Below are 23947 nucleotides of genomic sequence, written 5' to 3'. Positions count from 1 at the left end.
CTATGCTTGAGGTATATCTAGGAAATAATGTCAATACAAATCAAGACTTACTAACCATTTTGACGACCTATGGGGTGACTTATCGTTGTACAAAAGCGTGTGATGTAAACCGTGAAATCTTACTGTCACTCTTTGCCAAAACCACGGATTGTTTTGAGTTGCTGTCGCCACGATTTCTTCGCTTTAAACGTCAATATTCGATAAGTTTGAATGAGATGATTCAGCTCATTCTCCAAAAGCCAGACCAGAATCTTCGGTTGCCACTCATTGTTTGTCAGAATCATGTCTATCCAGCTATTGGGCTAGACGAAGTGCGAACCTTTCTTCCCAGACAGGTAAAAGAAGAACTGTTTCAGGCCAGCTTGATGAAACAAGTGACAGGATAGGTGTGAAGATGAATGAACGATTTTGGGACAATTTAGAGATCATTCTGGCCGAAAAAGAACTCACTTGGGCAGAACTAGCTCGAAAGGTATTCAAAGGTCAATATGTCTATCCCAGTGAGTTTAATCGCCTCTATCAAAAACTGCGACATTACAAATCCAATCGTCTGATGCCACAAACTAGATGGGTTGAGCGAATCGTTCTAGTCTTAGATATTGATTATGAAGATTTATTCAAGAGGTGACAATGATAAGGATAGTGTTGTTTTATCTAGCTATACAGCTTAACGGTCTTCTGGTGAGTTTATACCTGAAAGAGTATCTGACAATAGAGGGTATAGTCTTGCTACAATTGGTCCTATTAAGTGTGACTTGCTTAGAGATTGCCCGTCATAAAACTCTTCAAGCAAAAAAAATAACCTTAAGAAATCGCCTAAGTTGGTTGCTTCTTGGTTTTGTGTGTATGGTTGCTTTTGCAGTCTTCATCAGCTTCCTATTTCCAGTTCAGACTAGGAATCAAGCGGTATTGGTACAAGTAGGAAAACAGGTTCCTCCTATTATCTTTTTATTATTTCTAATAAATGCAAGTGTCCTTGAAGAGGTAGTTTATAGGCAACTGCTGTGGGAAAAATTGACATTCCCTTTTGTACAAATAGGCGTGACCAGTTTTGTCTTTGTTCTATCCCATGGACCCAATCAGTTAGGGAGTTGGCTCATGTATAGCTATCTTGGCTTGACCTTGGCTGCTGTTCGATTGAAAACTGATTGTATGATGGTAATCGCCTTACATTTACTTTGGAATAGTTTGGCTTATGTCGTAACTTTCTTGTGATACCAAAATCAAGAGTGTTTCCGTATTATGAAAACACCTTATGTTTGATAGGGAATCGAAAAAAGAGGAGGTCACCATGTCATCTGAACAACAAGAACGTCAAGCGATGCAATACGTGGAAAGAAGTAGTTTATTGACAGTCAGAACCCTCTTAAAGCTCTTAGAATGGTCGGCTAGGCAAGCCTTAGCTCAAGATTCGGCTTATAAAATTGGGGTTCAAAAACTGGAAGAACTCCTTCAAAGCCCTTACGCAATTGAAGCGATAGATGTTAGTAAAGACATACTGGATAAGCCAATCGATGTGGAGAAATTTAAGGAGCTAATGGAGTCAGAAAAACTGCCAATTGCAATTAGTTGGCAAAAAGACTATCTCTACTTTTATGCCAAGGATAAGACCTTGCTCGATCATCACTTGGATGAATTGTTGAAGAAACTGATGTCTAATCCAGAAAAGTTAGAAGGTCTAACCTTTGATAAAACCTTGGACCAAGAGATAGAACTGGCCAAAGAAAAAATAAGAGTGACAGAACCTTCGGCAGTCAAAACCAAGGAGGTGACCTTGTAATGTATTCAAGACGAAAAGCTTTAGTCTTTGGACTCATGGGGCTCGCCTTTGGTTATTTCTGCCATCGTCTAACCCTGCTCTATGATAGTTTAACCAATGCCCCACCTATGGAACGTTTTGCCTACCTCTTAGGAGAGGGGTTAAATCAGGTTTTCAATCCTTTATGGCTATTTTCCTTTACTCAAAAATCTCTTCTTGCCTTTATCCTTGGGGTTCTAATGATGACACTAGTCTATCTTTATGTATCGACAGGACAGAAAGTCTATCGAGAAGGGGAAGAATACGGTTCTGCACGATTTGGAAACAGTAAGGAAAAGCGGAACTTTTACAGTAAGAATCCTTTCAATGACACGATTATGGCTCGTGATGTTCGTCTAACCTTGTTGGAAAAGAAGAAACCCCAGTTTGACCGAAATAAAAATTTGATTGTCATTGGGGGTTCTGGGGCAGGCAAGACCTTTCGATTTGTTAAACCCAACCTTATCCAACTTAATTGTTCCAATATTGTCGTAGATCCTAAAGACCATTTGGCTGAGAAGACAGGTAAACTCTTTTTAGAAAACGGTTATCAGGTCAAGGTTTTAGACTTGGTTAATATGACCAATTCAGACGGTTTTAATCCCTTTCGTTATGTAGAAACTGAGAATGATTTGAACCGCATGTTAACGGTCTATTTTAACAATACCCGTGGGTCTGGTTCTCGCAGTGATCCATTTTGGGACGAGGCTTCCATGACATTGGTGAGAGCTATTGCCTCTTATTTGGTGGATTTTTACAATCCTCCAGGAAGTTCCAAGCAAGAGCAGGAAGCAAGACGTGAGCATGGCCGTTATCCAGCCTTTTCTGAGATTGGGAAACTCATCAAACTCTTATCAAAGGGAGACAATCAGGACAAAAGTGTTCTTGAAGTCCTGTTTGAAGATTATGCTAAAAAATATGGTCACGAAAACTTTACCATGCGAAACTGGGCGGATTTTCAGAACTACAAGGACAAGACCTTGGATTCGGTCATTGCTGTGACGACCGCTAAGTTCGCCCTTTTTAATATTCAATCGGTGATTGATTTGACGCAAAAAGACACTATGGATTTGAAAACGTGGGGCACTCAAAAGACCATGGTATATCTTGTTATTCCAGATAATGATACGACCTTTCGTTTCCTATCTGCTTTATTTTTCTCTACGGTTTTCGCCACTTTGACCAGACAGGCTGATGTGGACTTTAAAGGGCAACTGCCTATTCATGTTAGAAGCTATCTGGATGAGTTTGCGAATGTCGGAGAAATCCCAGACTTTGCCGAACAAACCTCAACGGTTCGCTCTAGAAACATGAGCTTAGTTCCTATCTTGCAAAATATCGCTCAACTCCAAGGACTTTATAAGGAAAAAGAGGCTTGGAAAACTATACTGGGGAACTGTGACAGCCTCCTCTATTTGGGTGGAAATGACGAGGAAACTTTCAAATTTATGAGTGGTCTATTAGGCAAACAAACCATTGATGTCAGAAGTACCAGTCGTTCTTTTGGGCAGACGGGTTCAAGTTCTACCTCTCACCAGAAAATTGCCCGTGACTTGATGACGGCTGATGAAGTCGGGAATATGAAACGAGATGAGTGCCTTGTACGCATTGCAGGGGTTCCTGTTTTTCGAACCAAGAAATATTTTCCACCCAAACATAAGAATTGGAAATGGCTTGCGGATAAGGAAACCGATGAACGCTGGTGGCACTACCACATCAATCCCCTAATCACTGAGGAAGAGATAGATTTGTCAGGCCATAAAATAAGGGATTTAAGCACAGAAACGACACTACATTAATAGAAATGAGGAATTATATGAATCAAAAACTAACAGGCTTTGTTTACGGAGTGGACGCCAGCTCCATGTTCTCTCAAGCCATGTCTCTATTACAAAAAGGCTTAATTGCAGTAGGGGCCTTTCTTGTTGTCATGGGCATTATCAACCTTTCAACCAACATTAAAGATGGTGGGCCAGGTGTCCGAAATGCCATTCTAGAAATTGTTGGTGGGGTCATGGTGGGAGCCGCTGGTGCTTTTGTGACACAGATTACCATTTAGGGGAGGACAGCACATGACATGATGATGAATTTTACGTCACCTTTTGTATTTCTAGCCTCTGAAAAAGTATCTAGCGATAGCCTTTTTGAAGGGTTTCAAGTGGATTTAGAATCAACCGCCAACTTGATTAAGTCACTAGCGGACTTTAATCCGACGGTGTGGTCTTACATGACAGCCATTACCAAGGGGATTATGCAACCTTTGGGAGTAGCTATTCTTGCGGTTGTTCTCGTACTCGAATTTTCAAAAATGGCCAAGAAAATCGCAAACTCAGGTGGTGCAATGACCTTTGAAGCCATGGCACCTATGATTGTCAGCTACATCATGGTCGCGGTCGTGATTACCAATACGACGGTTATTGTGGAAGCCATTATTGCCATTGCCTCTTATGTTATTGAACAAGTGGCAAGTCTTGTCACGAATGGTGGTGCTAATTATGATACCATCTCAGGCATTAAGGGATCTGGAATTGTAGGAAAAATGATTATTGGCTTTTTTGCGATTCTCATTTGGTTGGTACGAATGGCCAGCATCATGGTTGTCAATATCTTGATTACCATTCGCTTTATCCAACTCTATCTGATGATTCCTTTTGCCCCTGTTACCATTCCGACCTTCCTTAGTGATGACTGGAGAAGTGTTGGGATTGGTTACCTTAAAAACATCATGGTCTATGCCGTTCAAGGTATTTTGATTTTTCTAATTGTATCTCTTGTTCCCTTGTTTGAATCGGCTGGAAAGATTGCCGTATCAAATGGAGCTGGAGTTATGGAATCACTCGTCATTATGTTTGGTGGCTTGGTACAGGCCATATTGTTAATCATTGCCTTAGTTGGCAGTCAACGAACCGCCCGAAGTATTTTGGGGATGTAGGAGGATGGGTGTAAATTGCCCGCCTCCTCTTTTTATAGCTTATTTAGATTGGAGAACATTTATGAACACACGTGTCTTTAAGGACATTTCAAAGGTTCAACACAGGGCATGGCTGGGATTTACAACTAGACAGGTTATTTTTGTATTTCCAGCCGTCGCCCTAACCATTTTGGTATTGGGCTTGAACCTATTTTACTGGCAATTTGGGGATTGGTTTGTCTATGGTTTTGTTTTTAGCTTTACAATTCCACTCATGTTATTTGGAGTCTATCGCCCCAATGACTTACCATTTGAAACCTATCTCAGGTACCGATTTCATTATGAACTAACGGTGCCAGACCGCACATTTACTGGAAGAAAAGGAGACCAACGTGAAAAAATTAAAACACTCAATGAAACCAAAGACCTCTTCTAATGACAAAATGCAAAAGACGAAAACACAGAAGCAGGAGATCAGACCATCAACCGTAAATACGTTAGCCTATCAAGGGCTTTTTCAGAATGGCCTTATGCAGGTCAGTCCAAGTTATTTCTCACAAACCTATCTCTTAGGAGATGTCAATTATCAAACAGTTGGCTTAGATGATAAAGGAGCTATTGTTGAGAAATATTCCGATTTAATCAATTCACTGGATGATCAGACCAATTTCCAACTGACCATTTTCAATCAAAAGGTCAATCTGGAAAAATTCCGTAAGAGTATTCTCTATCCCTTACAGGAAGATGGGTTTGATGCTTATCGTGATGAATTGAATCGCATGATGGATGCCAACTTAGAGGCGGGTGAGAACAACTTTTCAGCTGTCAAGTTTCTTTCATTTGGCAAGAGCGACCAAACACCAAAACTAGCTTTTCGGTCTCTGTCGCAAATTGGGGAATATTTCAAGAGTGGCTTTTCAGAGATTGATGTATCTCTTGGTCTGCTTGGTGGAGAAGAGCGAGTGAATGTCCTTGCGGATATGTTGCGAGGTGAAAATCATTTACCGTTCTCTTACAAGGATTTGACCCTCTCAGGTCAATCCACCAAGTACTTTATTGCCCCAACCTACCTTTCCTTTAAACACAAGAATCATATTGAATTGGACGATCGATTATTACAGATTGTCTATGTTCGTGACTATGGTATGGAGCTAGGGGATAAATTTATTCGTGACCTCATGCAGTCAGATTTGGAAGTGATGATTAGCCTACATGCTAAAGGCTCTACTAAGTCTGAAACCATGACCAAGCTACGAACCAAGAAAACTTTGATGGAATCACAAAAAATTGGGGAACAACAAAAAATGGCTCGGACAGGTATCTATTTGGAGAAGGTCGGTCATGTTCTTGAAAACAACATCGATGAAGCAGAAGCTCTTCTTCAAACCATGACCCAAACAGGAGATAAGCTGTTTGACACCGTATTTCTGATTGGTGTGCTGGCGGATACTGAAGACCAACTCAAACAATCTCTTGATATTATCAAGCAAGTAGCAGGGTCTAATGATATGATTATCGATAATTTGACCTACATGCAAGAAGCTGCTTTTAATAGTCTCTTGCCATTTGGGAAGAACTATCTTGAAGGTGTTTCTCGGTCGCTCTTAACCTCGAATATTGCTGTGAATGCCCCTTGGACTTCCGTTGATATTCAGGACAAGGGTGGGAAATTTTATGGCATCAATCAAATCTCAAGTAATATCATCAGTATTGACCGTGGCAAGTTAAATACTCCGTCAGGTTTGATTTTAGGGACTTCTGGAGCGGGCAAAGGGATGGCGACAAAACATGAAATCATCTCTACAAAGCTCAAGGAAGCAGATAGTGATACTGAAATTATTATTGTTGACCCAGAAAACGAGTACAGTATTATCGGTCAAGCCTTTGGTGGGGAGAGTATTGATATTGCCCCAGATTCTACCACCTTCTTAAATGTCTTAGATCTATCTGATGAGAATATGGATGAGGATCCGGTTAAGGTCAAATCCGAATTTCTCTTGTCTTGGATTGGAAAGCTCTTGGACCGTAAAATGGATGGTCGTGAAAAGTCCTTGATTGACCGTGTGACAAGACTCACTTATAAGCATTTTGACACACCGTCCTTGGTCGAATGGGTCTTTGTCTTAGCTCAACAACCTGAACAGGAAGCTAAGGACTTGGCACTGGATATGGAACTCTATGTGGAAGGGTCGCTGGACATATTTTCACATCGGACCAATATTAAAACAGACAGTCATTTCCTGATTTACAATGTCAAAAAGTTAGGCGATGAATTAAAACAGATTGCCCTCATGGTTATCTTTGACCAAATTTGGAATCGGGTGGTCAAAAACCAAAAGCTAGGGAAGAAGACCTGGATTTATTTTGATGAAATGCAGCTACTCTTATTGGACAAATATGCCTCTGATTTCTTCTTTAAACTTTGGAGTCGTGTCCGTAAGTATGGGGCGATACCGACAGGCATTACTCAGAATGTAGAAACTCTTCTTTTGGATGCCAATGGTAGACGCATTATTGCCAATAGTGAGTTCATGATACTTTTAAAACAGGCTAAGAGTGATCGTGAAGAGTTGGTGCATATGCTTGGACTTTCTAAAGAGCTGGAGAAGTACTTAGTCAATCCTGAAAAAGGGGCTGGGCTAATCAAGGCCGGTTCAACCGTTGTTCCTTTCAAAAATAAGATTCCACAACACACCAAGCTCTTTGACATCATGAGTACGGACCCTGAAAAAATGAGGACATGAGATGAAAGAGGATAAAAAGCTAGTCAAACAGGCTAGGCAAAACTTTCGAAGCAACTTAAAATCAGCCCGTATGCATTATCGGAAAGAAGTTAGGACCTTAAAACAGACTGTTCCTAAAAAAGGAAGATTTCGAAAATCAGCTCAAAATTCTCTGTTTCAGGAAAAGAAAACAGAGTTTAAAGAAAATCTACTCAGTAGCCAAAAGGAAGCAGAAGAGAAGTTCCTAAAGGAAATTACCTATGTATCTCCTAGACTATTGAAGGTAAAGGAAATTAAGAACTATCGACTTCCTCAAGCTCAAGAACGTTTGCGGACGGCAAGAAAACATTTGTCAGAAGTGAAACTGAATGAAAAACAACAGGCAGTTAATCCCAAGTTTACTTTCCAAAAAGAAAATCCTTCCCTGAAGTCTCGCTTTCAGTTTCACCAAGAAAAATCATTTGATCGACTAAGTGCAGAAAAAGACGTAAGTTCTGCCAAGCGTGAGGTTAAACAACTCAAGAAAGTCCAAAAGTCTAAGAAAAACTCTACCAAAGTCAAAGCTGGATTAGGCTTGGCTGCATCTGAATCCCTTGACCTGATAGCACAGGAGGATGATTTAGATGGTCTAAGAACCATGAAGGATACTAGTTTGAAAGCCAGACGCTATGGCAGGTTTACTTATCAAGCAGGTAAGGTGGCAGTAAAAAGTGGACAGACTGGTGTGCGGTTTACCAAAACAAAATTTTCTCATGGAAAGGAAAGATTCCAGAACTTCAAAAAGGGAAAAGGATTCACACGCCAGAAACCTCTTAAACCAAGAAGACGCTACCATACCTTTTTAAAGCTTGCCAGAAAACAAAGTGTCGCAGGTTTCAAAGGAATCGTCCAAGCCATTAAGGGAAGTATGACTTTCTTTTCTGTCCTTGCGGGAAATCCTTTGACTTGGATTGTCTCAGGCATTCTCTTGATACTCCTTTTGATGATGAGCTTTTTCATGAGTGTCTCAGGTAGCAGTGTCATTCAACAAGATGAGATGGAATTGACCAAGGCCTATACCCACATGACGTGGGAAGATGCGGAGCATACAAGAACCAACGAAAAGGGAATTACCTATTACACCAAGATTGATGAGGTTATGGTTTACATGAATCATCAATACCAAGACTACAAGTTAGATGATTTCATAGAGACAAGCGGAACAACCTACAAAGAATTTCTCAGTCAACTGTGGTCGGACTTAAACGGTGGAGATTCTATTAAATCCATGTCTGACTTGTATAAGGAACCTGCTTACAAGCTGTCTGATGAGGACCAAGAAGAACTAAAGGAGTTGACCGAAGAAGGCAACTATTTAGCCCTTCAAGAATTGGACAATCCCTTTCAGGGACAGACCGATGAGGATAGCTTAAACATGACCTACCGATATGGTTATGAGGTCATTGATGAGAAACCAACGCTTCATCACCATATCATCTTAGAAGCAAAAGAAGGTCAAGTCATTGTGTCTCCGATGGATGGCAAGGTATCTCTTGATGGAGAGAATGTTATTTTGACATCTGGTAAGGGAGTTAATAAGACTAAACTAACCTTGTTTGGCATTCATTCAGGCCGAGTGAGCGAAAATCAACAAGTCTTGGCAGGAGACATTATTGGTCAAACCAAGGACGGAATGGGTCTAAAAGTCACCTATCAAAAGGTTGATGATGACACGGATAAGTTGGTCTATGTCAATCCAGCATTCTACTTTCCAAAAGTGATTCAGGTTCAGACCACCATTCTTCCAACTATCGGGCAGTTTGGCGGCGATGAGTTCGAGAGAGCCAAGGCAATTTATGACTATCTTAAAAGCAAAGGTGCGACCAATCAAGCTATCGCAGCTATTTTAGGAAATTGGTCGGTAGAATCTTCCATTAATCCAAAACGAGCTGAAGGCGACTATTTATCTCCGCCAGTTGGTGCGACTGATAGTTCGTGGGATGATGAGGGCTGGCTCTCAATCAATGGTCCAACTATATACAATGGACGTTACCCAAATATACTTAAACGTGGTTTAGGCTTAGGCCAATGGACAGATACCGCGGATGGGTCACGCAGACATACTTTATTGTTGGAATATGCCAAAGGAAAACATCAAAAGTGGTATGACTTGGGGTTACAACTGGATTTCATGTTGCATGGGGATAGTCCTTATTACACCAACTGGTTAAAGGACTTTTTCAAAAATTCAGGAAGTCCAGCTAGTCTTGCCCAACTCTTTCTCATTTACTGGGAAGGAAATAGTGGAGATAAGCTACTTGAACGTCAAACACGGGCAAGTGAGTGGTATTACCAAATTGAAAAAGGTTTTAGTCAACCAAACGGTGGGACAGCACAAAGTGATCCAAAAGCACTTGAAGCTGTACGAGGAGACCTTTTTGAAAACTCTATTCCAGGAGGTGGTGACGGTATGGGATATGCTTACGGCCAATGTACTTGGGGAGTTGCAGCCCGTATCAACCAACTGGGGCTAAAACTCAAAGGTAAAAATGGTGAGAAGATTCCAATTATCAGTACCATGGGCAATGGCCAAGATTGGGTACGAACAGCCGCAAGTCTCGGTGGAGAGACAGGGACAAGTCCACAAGCAGGAGCTATCCTTTCCTTTGCGGGAGGAGGACATGGCACACCAACAGAATACGGACATGTGGCTTTTGTGGAGAAAGTCTACCCAGATGGCTCATTCCTTATCTCCGAAACCAACTACAATGGCAATCCAAACTATACCTTCCGTAAATTATCTGGAGTGGATAGTAGCTTGAGTTTTGCTTATACGACGAAATAAAAAAGGATATGCTAACAAAATGTATAAATGTTAGCATATCCTTTTTGTTTTTGGTCACTATTAATCAGAATTTATAGAAATAAGAACTGCTATGAGACGAATCATCTCATCAAGAACATCTGCAAGGGAAATCCCCTTTGTATAGCTATATTTTTTCGAATAATTTTGCCATTGTTTATTCTGAATAGGGTCAGATTTGAACCTCTCGAGTAGTTCAATAATCTTTTCAAAATCGAGTTCTGTTTCGCGATAGGAAAATGTTCTCTGACAGGCATTTTTCAACTGAATGAAGTCAATGTCTTCTTTCTTCAGTTTTGAAAGAATATAAATATCGTAAAAATCTTTGCTTCTGCTGTTCAAGAAATTACGTGAATAGATGGTTTGAAGTTTCTCAGCTAGAATTGTTTCAATTGTATAAGCAATGATTGGAAAATTGTCTCCATCAAAAATAGCTTTATAGTCGTATGTAATAGGCTGAGGAGTTACAACATCGCCTGTCGCAATATCCAAATGGATAACTTGTTTAATATTCTCAAGTTGGCACAAAATTGTTGCTCGATAGCCACCATAGTCATCACTTTCTTTAATAGCTGTGATGGATTGAATCACAAAAGAAATGCCTTCTTCTGAATCTGCTAAAATTTCCTTGAGTTGCTGCTCTACAGTATCTTCTGAAAGTGTCATTTGATGGAACAAAAAATCAATATCAACCGTGCTACGAGATTCAACTCCAATAACATTTGACAGTAGGAAACCTCCTTTGAAGATATAGTGATTTGAATAGCTACTCTGACTTAATTTTTTCAAAATTACTTCTAAAAAGTAATAGGTCATAACGGAATTAAAGGTTAATCCAGTATTCTTAGATATTTTATGACAGAGTGCTGTTAGCTTAGCTTTATTCATACTAGAACCTCCAGGGTTTGTTTGACCTTGTCCAAGGTGTTCATTTTTGTCGCATATTCATAGAGTTTTGTAAGATTTTTTTTAGGATAGTTTCCATAATGTTGAAGTGTTTTGACAAAAAGCTCAGTATCTATTTTTTCTCGATGAATCACAAAATCACAGATAATACGTTCGAAATCATACACTCTTACCTCGTTTCCCATAGGGGTTTTTACAAGAGTAATTCCTAGTTCGCTATATTCCTTAGAAACGGAATGAATGTTCAGATTAGCTGGAGGAGTATTAAAACGGTAGCCTCTAGGAATGGTTACGTCAAAATATTGAGGAATTTCATCTGTAAATTGTTGCAGGTAAAGCGCTGAGATATATGAGAAAACAGCTTTTGGATATCGGTACTGAAAGAAGTAGTATTCGTCGTAGTCTCCATTCTGGGTTAGGAAAATTCCTTTTTCGACGCGGTATAGAATTCCTTCTTTTTCTAGTCTTGTCAAATATATTGTTGGAATGTTTAGTGCTTTACAATCTTTATAGGTGATAATGCCATTGTGGTTTTCTATAAATTCAAGTAGAATCTCTTTTTTTGACATGCTTACTCCTTTCTATGTTGCTTTTACACTACGATTTTACAACATTTGTGGTGTAAAAGCAACATTTTCTTTTACATTAATGTATTGTGATAACAAAATCAAGCCTTCTTTTTTATGATGAGGAAAGAGTGACAGTTTGTTGCTAAAGAATAAAAGAAAAGAAGGACTATTTATGACCAAAACATGTAATCATCACTTTCTTGTCAATCAGGAAAAAGGCGAGAAACACGTCTTTCGTAAGAGTAAAAAATATCGCACTCTATGTTCCGTTGCCCTTGGAACCATGGTGACGGCTGTTGTTGCTTGGGGAGGAGCGGTTGCACATGCTGATGAAGTCACATCATCAGTTGATACAACCATTCAACGAACGGAGAATCCAGCGACAAATTTACCAGAAGCACAACCAACCCCTGTTTCTGAACAAACTGAAAGTTTAGGGTCAACTGGACAATCTAACGGTGCAATTGCAGTCACCGTACCACATGATACGGTAACACAAGCAGTTGAAGAGGCAAAGGCTGAAGGTGTTTCTACGGTTGAAGATAGTCCAATGGACTTGGGAAATACAACTTCTGCATCAGAAACCAACCAACAAATTTCAAAAGCTGAAGCAGATGCCCAAAAACAGGTTGAGGCAATTAATGAAGTCACTAAAACCTACAAAGCTGACAAAGCGACATACGAATCGAATAAAGCCCGCATTGAACAGGAAAATAAGGAGCTGTCACAGGCCTACGAAGGGGCCAACCAAACTGGTAAAGAGACAAATGCTTGGGTTGATACCAAAGTCAATGACCTAAAAACTCGGTATGTAGATGCTGATGTGACAGTAAATGAACAAGTAGTTGCATCAGGAAATGGGACATCTGTACTTGACTATACAAACTATGGCAAGACTGTTGAAACCATTCAAACAACTAACGAACAAGCTGTAGCGGATTATCTAACAAAGAAAACAAAGGCAGATGATATTGTTGCGAAAAATCAGGCCATTCAAAAAGAAAATGAAGCTGGACTTGCTAAGGCAAAGGCAGATAACGAAGCCATTGAAAGGCGTAATCAGGCAGGTCAAGCAGCTGTAGATGCTGAAAACCGTGCAGGTCAAGCCGCAGTAGATCAAGCGAATCAGGAGAAACAACAATTAGTTTCAGATCGAGCAGCTGAGATTGAAGCCATTACAAAACGCAATCAAGAAAAAGAAGCCGCAGCCAGAAAAGAGAATGAAGCGATTGATGCCTATAATGCCAAAGAAATGGAACGCTATCAACGTGACTTAGCCGAGATTTCAAAAGGTGAAGAAGGTTATATTTCTGAAGCCCTAGCTCAAGCCCTCAATCTCAATAATGGTGAACCCCAAGCACAACATGGGGCTATTACCCGAAATCCTAATCAGATCATTTCAACTGGCGATGCTATGCTGGGTGGGTACTCAAGAATTTTGGATTCAACAGGATTCTTTGTCTATGATAGCTTCAAAACAGGTGAGACCCTCAGTTTTAATTATCAAAATCTTCAACATGCACGATTTGATGGGAAAAAGATTAGCCGTGTGACTTACGATATTACCAACCTTGTATCACCAGCTGGAACCGCTGCCGTGAAGCTGGTTGTACCAAATGATCCAACCGAAGGCTTTATCGCCTACCGAAATGATGGAAATGGTGACTGGCGAACGGATAAGATGGAGTTTCGTGTAGTTGCCAAGTATTTCTTGGAAGACGGAACGCAGGTCACCTTTTCTAAGGAGAAACCAGGAGTCTTCACGCATTCTTCCCTCAATCATAATGACATTGGTTTAGAATATGTTAAAGATTCATCTGGGAAATTTGTTCCGATTAATGGTTCAACCGTTCAAGTGACTAATGAAGGTCTAGCACGTTCTTTGGGTTCCAACCGTGCAAGTGATTTGAATTTACCTGAGGAATGGGATACCACATCAAGTCGTTATGCTTATAAAGGAGCTATTGTCTCAACAGTTACATCAGGCAATACCTATACAGTCACCTTTGGGCAAGGTGATATGCCACAGAATGTTGGTTTGTCTTACTGGTTTGCATTAAATACCCTACCAGTTGCACGTACAGTAACACCGTATAGTCCCAAACCTCATGTAGCGGTGGAACTTGAACCCGTTCCAGAACCTATTACGGTAACACCAGATGTCTATACACCAAAAACTTTTATACCAGAAAAGCCCGTAACCTTCACGCCAAAGCCTTTGGAAGAAGTGGTGCAGCCTAGTCTAACTTTGACCAAGGTAACCTTACCTGTCAAACCTATTCCAAAAGAACTTCCAACGCCACCACAAGTACCCACTGTCCATTATCATGCGTACCGTTTGACGACAAGTCCAGAGATTATGAAAGAAGTGGTCAACAGTGACCAAGCTAATCTTCATGAGAAAACTGTCTCAAAAGATTCAACGGTGATTTATCCCTTAACAGTTGATGCCTTATCGCCCAATCGTGCCCAAACGACTAGTCTCATTTTTGAGGACTACTTGCCTGCTGGTTACCTATTTGATAAGGAAACAACACAAAAAGAGAATGGAAACTATGTCCTTAGCTTTGATGAGACTAAGAATTTTGTGACCTTAACCGCAAAGGAAAACTTGTTGCAGGAGGTAAATAAAGATTTAACCAAGGTTTATCAACTGACCGCTCCAAAACTCTATGGTTCTGTTCAAAATGATGGGGCAACCTATTCCAATAGTTACAAACTCCTTTTGAACAAGGGTACAACCAATGCTTACACAGTCACTTCAAATGTTGTAACGGTTCGTACACCAGGTGATGGGGAGACAACCACACTCATTACACCAGATAAAAACAATGAAAATGCGGACGGTGTCCTCATTAATGACACGGTCGTAGCCCTTGGCACAACCAACCACTACCGATTGATTTGGGATTTGGACCAGTATAAGGGAGATCGTTCTGCAAAAGAGACAATTGCACGAGGCTTCTTCTTTGTGGACGATTACCCAGAGGAAGTGCTTGATGTGGTGGAAAATGGGACGGCTGTTACAACGCTTGATGGTCAGAAGGTATCAGGAATTACGGTTAAAAACTATGCTTCCCTAAATGAAGCCCCTAAAGACCTTCAAGATAAATTGGCTCGTGCTAAGATTACACCAACAGGTGCATTTCAAGTCTTTTTGCCGGATGACAACCAAGCCTTTTATGACCAGTATGTTCAAACAGGAACTTCTTTAGCTCTTTTGACCAAAATGACGGTGAAAGATAGTCTCTATGGTCAAACTAAGACCTATACAAACAAGGCTTATCAAGTTGATTTCGGCAATGGCTATGAAACTAAGGAAGTGACCAACACCCTTGTTTCTCCAGTACCCAAGAAACAAAACCTCAATAAAGACAAAGTAGACATCAATGGGAAGCCCATGCTAGTGGGAACTCAAAATCACTATACTCTCTCATGGGACTTGGACCAATACCGAGGGATTAAAGCAGACAACTCTCAGATTGCACAAGGTTTTTACTTTGTGGATGATTATCCAGAAGAAGCTTTATTGCCGGATGAAGCAGCTATTCAGTTTGTCGCATCTGATGGTAAAACAGTTTCAGGAATCACGGTGAAGTCTTATTCTCAATTATCAGAAGCTCCTAACTCCTTACAAGCAGCCCTTTCCAAACAAAAAATTCAGCCTAAAGGAGCTTTTCAAGTTTTTATGCCTGAGGACCCACAAGACTTTTTTGAATCTTATGTGACCAAGGGGGAGAATATTACCATTGTCACTCCGATGACAGTTTTGGAAACCATGCTTAATTCAGGGAAGTCTTATGAAAACGTGGCTTATCAGGTGGACTTTGGGCAAGCCTATGAAACCAACACGGTGACCAATTTTGTCCCTAAAGTAACTCCACATAAGTCTAATACCAATCAAGAAGGTATTTCAATTGATGGAAAGACTGTTCTTCCGAATACGGTCAATTATTACAAAATTGTCTTGGATTACAGTCAATACAAGGACATGGTCGTGACGGATGATGTTCTTGCCAAGGGATTTTACATGGTAGACGATTACCCAGAAGAAGCCCTTACCCTAATTCCTGATGGCATTCAAATTTTGGATAAGGATGGCAATCGTGTATCTGGTATCTCTGTCAGCACCTACGCAAGTTTGTCAGAAGCTCCGAAAGTTGTTCAAGATGCCATGGCTGAACGTCAGTTTACACCTAAAGGAGCCATTCAAGTTCTTAGTAGCGATGATCCAAAAGCCTTTTATGATACCTATGTGAAGACTGGTCAAACCTTAGTTGTCACGCTTCCGATGACGGTAAAAAATGAGTTGACCAAAACAGGTGGTCAGTATGAAAATACAGCCTATCAGATTGATTTTGGCTTGGCCTATGTCACGGAAACAGTGGTCAATAATGTTCCCAAACTAGACCCACAAAAAGATGTGGTGATTGACTTGTCTCATAAAGATGACAGCCTTGATGGTAAAGAAGTGGCCTTGCATCAAACCTTTAACTATCGCTTGGTTGGAGCGATGATTCCAAGCAATCGTGCGACTGCTTTATTTGAATATGGTTTTGAAGATAACTATGATGAAAAGCATGATGAGTATAATGGTGTTTATCGCAGCTATCTGATGACGGATGTCATCCTCAAAGACGGTTCTGTCTTAAAAGAGGGGACAGAAGTCACGAAATATACCTTGCAACAGGTGGATACAGAAAATGGCCTCGTGTCAATTTCATTTGATAAATCCTTCTTAGAGACTATCTCTGATGATTCAGCTTTTCAGGCAGATGTTTACCTGCAGATGAAACGGATTGCGACTGGTCAGGTGGAGAATACCTACCTTCATACAGTGAATGGCTATGTCATCAGCTCAAATACAGTTGTAACACATACACCTCAACCTGAAGAACCAAGTCCAAATCAACCCACACCACCTCAACCACCAATTGAGACTATAGAACCACCTGTTCCAGCTAGCGTTTTGCCAAATACAGGGGAACAGGAATCCCTTTTGGGCTTGATTGGAGCTGGTATTCTACTTGGTACAGCTTATGGACTGAAGAAAAAGGAGGAGAAGTAGATGAATCCAAAAACTATTTATGAAAAGGATTCAGACCAAGATGGTTTGACAGATGCTCTGGAACTAGCTTTGGGAACCGATCCGCAGTCTGTTGACACAGATGGTGATGGTCAAGCTGATTTAGAAGAGCTACAATCTGGACATTCACCACTAGTCCCACAAAAGGAGTTGTGTGATGGCTTGGAACTTTGACACCATGAAAGAGGCTTTGTCTGAAATGGAGAAGGTCGATTACCAAGAGTTTATCAAGGCCTTTCTCTCTTTGGAATTAAGTATTTCTGATAGAACAATCCTCAATCAGGTTTATCAAGATTATATGGATGAGGATGACCTATCCTTGATAAGTGATGAGCTACGAGTTAAAGTTGATAGTTATCAGGATGAAGTACAGGCAGATATGACTGACATTCTGGAAAAGTTGTACCGAACAGGTGAAGGCTCTAGTTTTATTATGGATTTAATGTCCTCAAATAGTCTCTCAGACACCTTGGAACAGTATGAGGTTTTGGATAGTGACGATTATTCACCACTTAGCCTTGAAACCTTACAGGCCATGATTCAACAGGACTTGGCTATTTCCAGTCAGGATTATTTTGGAGATTTGGTTCACCTTGCCTTGCAAAAAGATTTACTAGACCAGAAAAGTCATTTCTTACAACACTATGTGGCAACTGTAATGGGAGGTATTCCACAAGAAAGAGACCAACGAGCCTTGGTCCTAGATTAACACAAAGGGCTGAGAAACACTCTCAGCCTTTTTAAAATGGGAGGGAATAATGAATCAAGAAGTCTTACTACAAATGATGAGAGCCACCATTCCTCGTGATAGAGCCCTGCTTGAAGCATTTTTATATTACCAAGCAGAGCATTTTGATGAGGAGTGGGAAAGTCTTATTCGTCAGTTTTTAACCAATAGGAAAGAAATTAAGAAATCTGTTCAGGTACTTCACTTTGAGACAGATGTTTCAGCTTTTGTCCAGGCTAGTCCTTATGATACTGCTCATGATCTATTGACCTATACACAAGTTTTCGGCCAAACTGGTCTCCAAAAACTCGACAAACTATCGCCGTCTGAAAAAGACTTGGTGATTGAAGTGGCCTTGTTCAATCTGGCCACTCGTTTTCAACTATTAGACTCAAATGGACACTACCAAACTATTTCACCAGATTCTCTATTACAAAAGAGTAGGGGAGCTAATTTGGTCAATGTTTATCGTGTGGCTAATAATTTAGCGGATCGGATTAGTCGAGATATTGAACAGTTTCTCTTGACTTACGAGCCTGAGCTTGAAACAAAAGTAGATGAAACAGTTCTAGAAAATGAAGAAACTGGTGATGAGCACAAAGCTAGTGTTCATCAAGCAATATCATTTAGAGAAGATGGCTCTCTCATCATTGCTAGTTTGGATGTAGATTTGTCTCAACTAGATGTTCAAACAGGAAAAACAAGTCATCTGCCAGCTTATGAAGAGTTGTCTTTACGACGTAAATTTGAGATTCTAACATATTTTGACCAAATTCGAAATGAACGTTCCAAAGTCCCAAGTTTTAGACGAGGTGATTTTGATACTGAGACGGAAATGACACCAGTCTTTGAGGGCGAGGAGTTACTTACCTATCTAGAAGCTGATGGCAGTCCCTATGAGTTGAAAAGAACATTGACTACAATCGAAGAAAAGGAATTAGAAAAAATTGGACAAGTCATTAGGATAGAAAATCAAGAAAAATTGACTCAGCTAGGGATTGAACTATCTCAGTTTGAATCAGACCAAGTCGATATTTTATTGGATGCGGCAGGTCGTTTTCGTTTAAAAAATGCTGACCTTGCTATATTAGGTGGTTATCCCAAAGCCTCGGTAACTCAACTAGCCCTTGCGACAGAACTACTCCAAATGGGACTAAGTCATGAAAAGGTTGAATTTTTCTTTGGTAGTCAGCTTTCCCTTGGAGAGTTGCGACAAGTTGCCTACGCCTTTTTACACCAAGAACTCAGCAGAGAAGATGCGGAGCAATTTGAAAAAAATAAAGGTAATCAGTCAGATTTAACCCTCAGAGATTGGAAGAGCAAGCTAGTGAAAGCTGAGAGAAAAGAAGTAGTTGATGAAGAATTTGCGGAAAATCCACTGGTTCAGAGAGTATTGGACACTTATCCTCTGGGGTCATTGGTTTCCTATAAGGGACAGGACTTTGAGGTCGTGTCGGTCAGCGATGCTCGATTGAACGGTTTGATTCGGATTGAGTTAGTCAATGACTTTTCGGATATCATTGAACAAAATCCAGTTCTTTATGTGAGGACCTGGGAAGAAGTCAGTCAGGCACTTCATCAGCCAAAGGCAGAACCACAAACAGAGTTAGAAGAAGCGGACCAAGAACTAAATCTTTTTTCATTTCTGGAAGAGGAAACAAGTCAATCCGTTAATGAAGCTGTTCAGAACATTGGAGTTTTGGATCCAGATGGTTCAGAAAAAGGTCATAACGATACTGATCTTGAAGAAACAGATAATCAAATTCCTGAAGAGGAAGTCGTCGAAACAATTCCAGAGATTCCAGTAACGGACTTTTATTTTCCAGAAGATATGACAGACTTTTATCCTAAGACTGCTAGAGATAAGGTTGAGACAAACATTGCGGCCATTCGTTTGGTTAAAACACTTGAAACGGGACACCGTCAGGCAAGTAAAAATGAACAAGAACTCCTTGCCAAGTATGTAGGCTGGGGTGGACTAGCCAATGAATTTTTTGATGACTATAATCCAAAATTTTCTAAGGAACGAGAAGACCTGAAAAGCCTAGTCACAGATAAAGAGTATTCGGATATGAAACAGTCCTCCTTGACAGCCTATTATACAGACCCTGCCCTGATCCGTCAGATGTGGGATAAGTTGGAAAGAGATGGTTTTACAGGTGGTAAAATTCTAGATCCTTCCATGGGAACAGGGAATTTTTTTGCAGCAATGCCCAAACACTTAAGAGAAAAGAGTGAGTTATATGGTGTGGAATTAGATACTATTACAGGAGCTATTGCCAAACACCTTCATCCCAATAGTCACATTGAAATTAAGGGCTTTGAGACGGTGGCTTTTAACGACAATAGTTTTGATTTGGTGATTTCAAATGTGCCCTTTGCCAATATACGAATTGCGGATAATAGGTACGATAGGCCTTACATGATTCATGACTACTTTGTCAAAAAGTCACTTGATTTGGTCCATGATGGTGGACAAGTAGCGATTATCTCTTCCACAGGAACTATGGATAAGCGAACAGAAAACATCTTACAAGATATTCGTGAGACAACTGAATTTCTTGGTGGGGTTCGACTGCCTGACTCTGCCTTTAAGGCCATTGCAGGAACCACTGTCACAACGGATATGTTGTTCTTCCAGAAACACCTGAACAAGGGATATGTGGAAGATGACCTAGCCTTTTCAGGTTCCATTCGTTATGATAAGGATAGTCGCATTTGGCTCAATCCTTATTTTGATGGGGAATACAATAGCCAAGTGCTAGGAACCTACGAGATCAGAAATTTTAACGGCGGAACACTTTCTGTTAAGGGGACTAGTGATGACTTGATTGCCAGTGTCCAAACTGCTCTAAATCAAGTAAAAGCCCCAAGAAAGATTGATAGAAATGAGGTCATCATTAACCCAGATGTGTTGACCAAACAAGTCAATGATACCTCCATTCCAGCTGAAATGAGGGAAAATCTAGGTCAGTACAGTTTTGGTTATCAGGGGTCTACAGTTTACTATCGAGATAATAAAGGCATTCGAGTCGGAACCAAGACGGAAGAAATCAGTTACTATGTCGATGAAGAGGGCAACTTCAAAGCATGGGACACCAAGCATTCTCAAAAGCAGATTGATCGCTTTAATGCCTTAGAAGTGACTGATAACACTGCTCTGGATGTCTATGTGACCGATGATGCAGCTAAACGCGGACAATTTAAGGGGTATTATAAAAAGACAGTTTTCTATGAAGCTCCTTTGTCTGATAAAGAAGTGGCACGAATCAAAGGAATGGTGGACATTCGAAATGCTTACCAAGAGGTCATTGCCATTCAACGCCATTATGACTATGATAAGAAGACCTTTAACCACTTGTTAGGCAAACTCAATCGTACCTATAATAGCTTTGTCAAACACTATGGGTATTTGAACAGTGCAGTGAACCGTAATCTTTTTGATAGTGATGATAAGTATTCGCTTCTTGCTAGTTTGGAAGATGAACGTCTGGATCCAAGTGGAAAGTCTGTTATCTATACTAAATCCCTTGCTTTTGAGAAGGCTTTAGTGCGTCCTGAAAAAGAGGTTAAAAAGGTACATACTGCCCTTGATGCCTTAAATTCGAGCTTGGCTGACGGACGTGGTGTTGATTTCGATTATATGATGTCTATCTATCAGGTTGAATCGAAGATGACCTTGATTGAGGAATTAGGCGACCTCATTATGCCTGATCCTGAGAAGTATTTGAATGGAGAATTGACCTATGTTTCTCGCCAAGACTTTCTGTCAGGGGATGTCGTTACCAAGTTAGAAGTGGTGGACCTATTTGTCAAACAAGACAATCAGGACTTTAACTGGTCGCATTATGCAGGGTTACTTGAGACGGTCAAACCAGCACGTATTACTTTAGCAGACATTGATTATCGAATCGGTTCACGCTGGATTCCTTTGTCTATTTACGGAAAATTTGCCCAAGAAACCTTTATGGGGAAAGCCTATGAATTGTCAGACCAAGAAGTAGCAACAGTCCTTGAAGTCAGTCCCATTGACGGGGTTATCACTTACCAATCTAAGTTTGCCTACACCTATTCCAACGTAACGGATAGGAGTTTAGGTGTCCCTGCTTCACGCTATGATAGTGGTCGAAAAATCTTTGAAAACCTCCTGAATTCCAATCAACCAACCATCACAAAACAAGTTGTTGAAGGGGATAAGAAAAAGAATGTGACGGATGTGGAGAAAACAACAGTCCTGCGTGCCAAGGAAACACACCTACAAGAACTCTTTCAAGGTTTTGTAGCAAGGTATCCAGAAGTCCAACAGATGATTGAAGACACCTATAATAGGCTCTACAATCGTACGGTATCAAAGACCTATGACGGTAGCCATTTAACCATTGATGGACTTGCTCAGAATATTTCATTACGGCCTCACCAAAAGAATGCCATTCAACGGATTGTCGAGGAAAAACGTGCCCTACTAGCTCATGAAGTTGGTTCAGGTAAAACACTTACCATGCTTGGGGCAGGATTCAAACTGAAAGAACTCGGAATGGTACATAAACCACTTTATGTGGTGCCGTCTAGTCTGACTGCTCAGTTTGGTCAAGAAATCATGAAATTTTTCCCAACCAAGAAAGTCTATGTGACCACTAAGAAAGACTTTGCCAAAGCCAAACGTAAGCAGTTTGTGTCCCGTATTATTACAGGGGACTATGATGCCATTGTCATTGGGGATTCACAATTTGAGAAGATACCGATGAGTCGTGAAAAACAGGTCACCTATATCAATGACAAACTCGAGCAACTCCGAGAAATCAAGCTAGGAAGTGACAGTGATTACACGGTGAAAGAAGCGGAACGTTCGATTAAGGGATTGGAACACCAGTTGGAAGAACTCCAAAAACTAGAGCGAGATACCTTTATTGAATTTGAAAATCTTGGCATTGATTTTCTCTTTGTGGATGAGGCTCATCACTTTAAGAATATCCGTCCAATCACTGGACTTGGGAATGTCGCGGGAATCACCAATACTACTTCAAAAAAGAACATAGACATGGAGATGAAGGTGAGACAGGTTCAGGCAGAGCATGGAGATAGAAATGTCGTTTTTGCGACAGGAACACCAGTTTCTAACTCTATCAGTGAACTTTTCACCATGATGAATTACATTCAGCCCGATGTTTTGGAACGATACCAGGTATCAAATTTTGATTCGTGGGTTGGGGCTTTTGGGAATATCGAAAACTCTATGGAACTAGCCCCGACAGGTGATAAGTATCAACCTAAGAAACGGTTCAAGAAATTTGTCAACCTGCCTGAACTCATGCGAATCTACAAGGAAACTGCCGATATTCAGACTTCAGATATGCTCGACTTACCTGTACCTGAAGCTAAAATTATTGCAGTGGAAAGCGAGTTAACACAAGCTCAGAAATACTATTTGGAAGAGCTAGTAAAGCGTTCAGACGCTATCAAGTCAGGTAGTGTTGATCCAAGTAGAGATAACATGCTTAAAATCACAGGAGAAGCCAGAAAACTAGCTATTGATATGCGGTTGATTGACCCTGCTTATACCTTAGCAGATAATCAGAAAATCCTTCAAGTGGTCGATAATGTCGAACGAATCTACCGTGATGGAGCTGAAGACAAAGCCACTCAGATGATTTTTTCTGATATTGGAACACCTAAAAGTAAGGAAGAAGGCTTTGATGTTTACAATGAACTAAAAGCTTTGCTGGTTGATCGAGGGATTCCAAAAGAAGAAATTGCCTTTGTCCATGACGCCAATACTGATGAAAAGAAAAACTCACTGTCTAGAAAGGTCAATAGCGGAGAAGTGCGGATTCTCATGGCTTCGACGGAAAAAGGTGGAACGGGTCTAAACGTGCAATCACGAATGAAAGCTGTTCACCACTTAGATGTTCCTTGGCGCCCCTCAGATGTAGGACGGATTTTGCGGACATTCAAAATAAAAAAGAATGTGATATATTAATCACAAATCACTTATCACAAATCACAAGTGATTTGTGATTGTTGATGATAAAATAAGAATAAGAAGAAATAGAAAGAAGTGAGTGATTGTGGGAAATTTAGGCGCACAAAAAGAAAAACGAAATGATACACCAATCAGTGCAAAAAAAGATATAATGGGAGATAAGACGGTTCGTGTTCGTGCTGACTTGCACCATATCTTAAAATTTTGTATAATAGGAATTGAAGTTAAATTAGATGCTAAAAATTTGTAATTAAGAAGGAGGGATTCGTCATGTTGGTATTCAAAATGCGTAATGTAGATAAAACATCTACTGTTTTGAAACAGACTAAAAACAGTGATTACGCAGATAAATAAATACGTTAGATTAATTCCTACCAGTGACTAATCTTATGACTTTTTAAACAG

At 40.4% G+C, this 23947-nt stretch carries 18 protein-coding genes; 16 read left to right on the top strand and 2 right to left on the bottom strand.

The features are described 5' to 3' along the window. Positions 1 to 2 precede the first annotated feature (2 nt). The 10 genes from C1G49_RS08325 to C1G49_RS08280 all read left to right on the top strand — a co-directional run bounded on the left by C1G49_RS08325 (position 3) and on the right by C1G49_RS08280 (position 10256). Positions 3 to 386 (top strand): hypothetical protein, encoded by a 384-nt coding sequence (locus tag C1G49_RS08325; protein WP_105125320.1) that lies wholly within the window; start codon positions 3 to 5, stop codon positions 384 to 386. An 8-nt stretch (positions 387 to 394) separates the two neighbouring features. After that, positions 395 to 628: a hypothetical protein gene (locus C1G49_RS08320; protein WP_001005709.1), complete on the top strand. Its 234-nt coding sequence runs from the start codon at positions 395 to 397 to the stop codon at positions 626 to 628. A gap of 2 nt (positions 629 to 630) precedes the next feature. Beyond that, positions 631 to 1215, top strand: a complete 585-nt coding sequence (locus C1G49_RS08315) for a CPBP family intramembrane glutamic endopeptidase (protein ID WP_105125319.1) — start codon at positions 631 to 633, stop codon at positions 1213 to 1215. A 76-nt stretch (positions 1216 to 1291) separates the two neighbouring features. Further along, positions 1292 to 1780, top strand: a complete 489-nt coding sequence (locus C1G49_RS08310) for a hypothetical protein (RefSeq protein WP_002936460.1) — start codon at positions 1292 to 1294, stop codon at positions 1778 to 1780. Then, on the top strand, positions 1780 to 3597 hold the full coding sequence (locus C1G49_RS08305) for a VirD4-like conjugal transfer protein, CD1115 family (protein ID WP_105125318.1): 1818 nt from the start codon (positions 1780 to 1782) through the stop codon (positions 3595 to 3597). Before C1G49_RS08310 ends, C1G49_RS08305 begins: the two co-directional genes overlap by 1 nt. 17 nt (positions 3598 to 3614) lie before the next feature. After that, positions 3615 to 3857 (top strand): hypothetical protein, encoded by a 243-nt coding sequence (locus tag C1G49_RS08300; RefSeq protein ID WP_001072182.1) that lies wholly within the window; start codon positions 3615 to 3617, stop codon positions 3855 to 3857. Positions 3858 to 3875: 18 nt separating this feature from the next. Further along, positions 3876 to 4730: a conjugal transfer protein TrbL gene (locus C1G49_RS08295; RefSeq protein WP_079732919.1), complete on the top strand. Its 855-nt coding sequence runs from the start codon at positions 3876 to 3878 to the stop codon at positions 4728 to 4730. A 61-nt stretch (positions 4731 to 4791) separates the two neighbouring features. Then, complete coding sequence (locus tag C1G49_RS08290) at positions 4792 to 5145, top strand: PrgI family protein (RefSeq protein ID WP_105125317.1); 354 nt, start codon at positions 4792 to 4794, stop codon at positions 5143 to 5145. Next, positions 5102 to 7453 (top strand): VirB4-like conjugal transfer ATPase, CD1110 family, encoded by a 2352-nt coding sequence (locus C1G49_RS08285; protein ID WP_161942103.1) that lies wholly within the window; start codon positions 5102 to 5104, stop codon positions 7451 to 7453. Before C1G49_RS08290 ends, C1G49_RS08285 begins: the two co-directional genes overlap by 44 nt. A gap of 1 nt (position 7454) precedes the next feature. Next, the gene (locus C1G49_RS08280; protein WP_105125315.1) at positions 7455 to 10256 is read left to right on the top strand and encodes a phage tail tip lysozyme; all 2802 of its coding nucleotides are present in this window, start codon (positions 7455 to 7457) and stop codon (positions 10254 to 10256) included. 60 nt (positions 10257 to 10316) lie between these two features. Here C1G49_RS08280 and C1G49_RS08275 read toward each other — a convergent pair whose 3' ends face one another. Next, on the bottom strand, positions 10317 to 11162 hold the full coding sequence (locus C1G49_RS08275; RefSeq protein ID WP_105125314.1) for a nucleotidyl transferase AbiEii/AbiGii toxin family protein: 846 nt from the start codon (positions 11160 to 11162) through the stop codon (positions 10317 to 10319). Further along, complete coding sequence (locus tag C1G49_RS08270) at positions 11159 to 11749, bottom strand: type IV toxin-antitoxin system AbiEi family antitoxin domain-containing protein (protein ID WP_017648292.1); 591 nt, start codon at positions 11747 to 11749, stop codon at positions 11159 to 11161. Before C1G49_RS08270 ends, C1G49_RS08275 begins: the two co-directional genes overlap by 4 nt. Before the next feature lie 172 nt (positions 11750 to 11921). Here C1G49_RS08270 and C1G49_RS08265 point away from each other — a divergent pair, with 172 nt between their 5' ends. The 6 genes from C1G49_RS08265 to C1G49_RS08240 all read left to right on the top strand — a co-directional run bounded on the left by C1G49_RS08265 (position 11922) and on the right by C1G49_RS08240 (position 23896). After that, positions 11922 to 16817 (top strand): SspB-related isopeptide-forming adhesin, encoded by a 4896-nt coding sequence (locus C1G49_RS08265; protein ID WP_105125313.1) that lies wholly within the window; start codon positions 11922 to 11924, stop codon positions 16815 to 16817. Continuing rightward, the gene (locus C1G49_RS08260) at positions 16818 to 17009 is read left to right on the top strand and encodes a calcium-binding protein (RefSeq protein WP_105125312.1); all 192 of its coding nucleotides are present in this window, start codon (positions 16818 to 16820) and stop codon (positions 17007 to 17009) included. Beyond that, positions 16993 to 17544 carry a hypothetical protein gene (locus C1G49_RS08255; protein ID WP_061847634.1) on the top strand — a complete coding sequence of 184 codons (552 nt, stop codon included), beginning with the start codon at positions 16993 to 16995 and terminating at the stop codon, positions 17542 to 17544. The genes C1G49_RS08260 and C1G49_RS08255 overlap by 17 nt, the downstream gene beginning before the upstream one ends. A 49-nt stretch (positions 17545 to 17593) precedes the next feature. Then, entirely contained in the window at positions 17594 to 23539 is a 5946-nt protein-coding gene (locus tag C1G49_RS08250) for an SNF2-related protein (RefSeq protein ID WP_105125311.1), read from the top strand. A gap of 88 nt (positions 23540 to 23627) precedes the next feature. After that, positions 23628 to 23792, top strand: a complete 165-nt coding sequence (locus C1G49_RS08245) for a peptide-binding protein (protein ID WP_024410551.1) — start codon at positions 23628 to 23630, stop codon at positions 23790 to 23792. Positions 23793 to 23812: 20 nt separating this feature from the next. Next, entirely contained in the window at positions 23813 to 23896 is an 84-nt protein-coding gene (locus C1G49_RS08240; RefSeq protein WP_013641314.1) for a 23S rRNA methyltransferase attenuation leader peptide, read from the top strand. Positions 23897 to 23947: the final 51 nt, after the last annotated feature.

Origin of the sequence: Streptococcus suis, assembly GCF_002960625.1 — a bacterium.
GTDB lineage: Bacteria > Bacillota > Bacilli > Lactobacillales > Streptococcaceae > Streptococcus > Streptococcus suis_T.
This window is presented reverse-complemented; position numbering and strand designations above follow the sequence as displayed.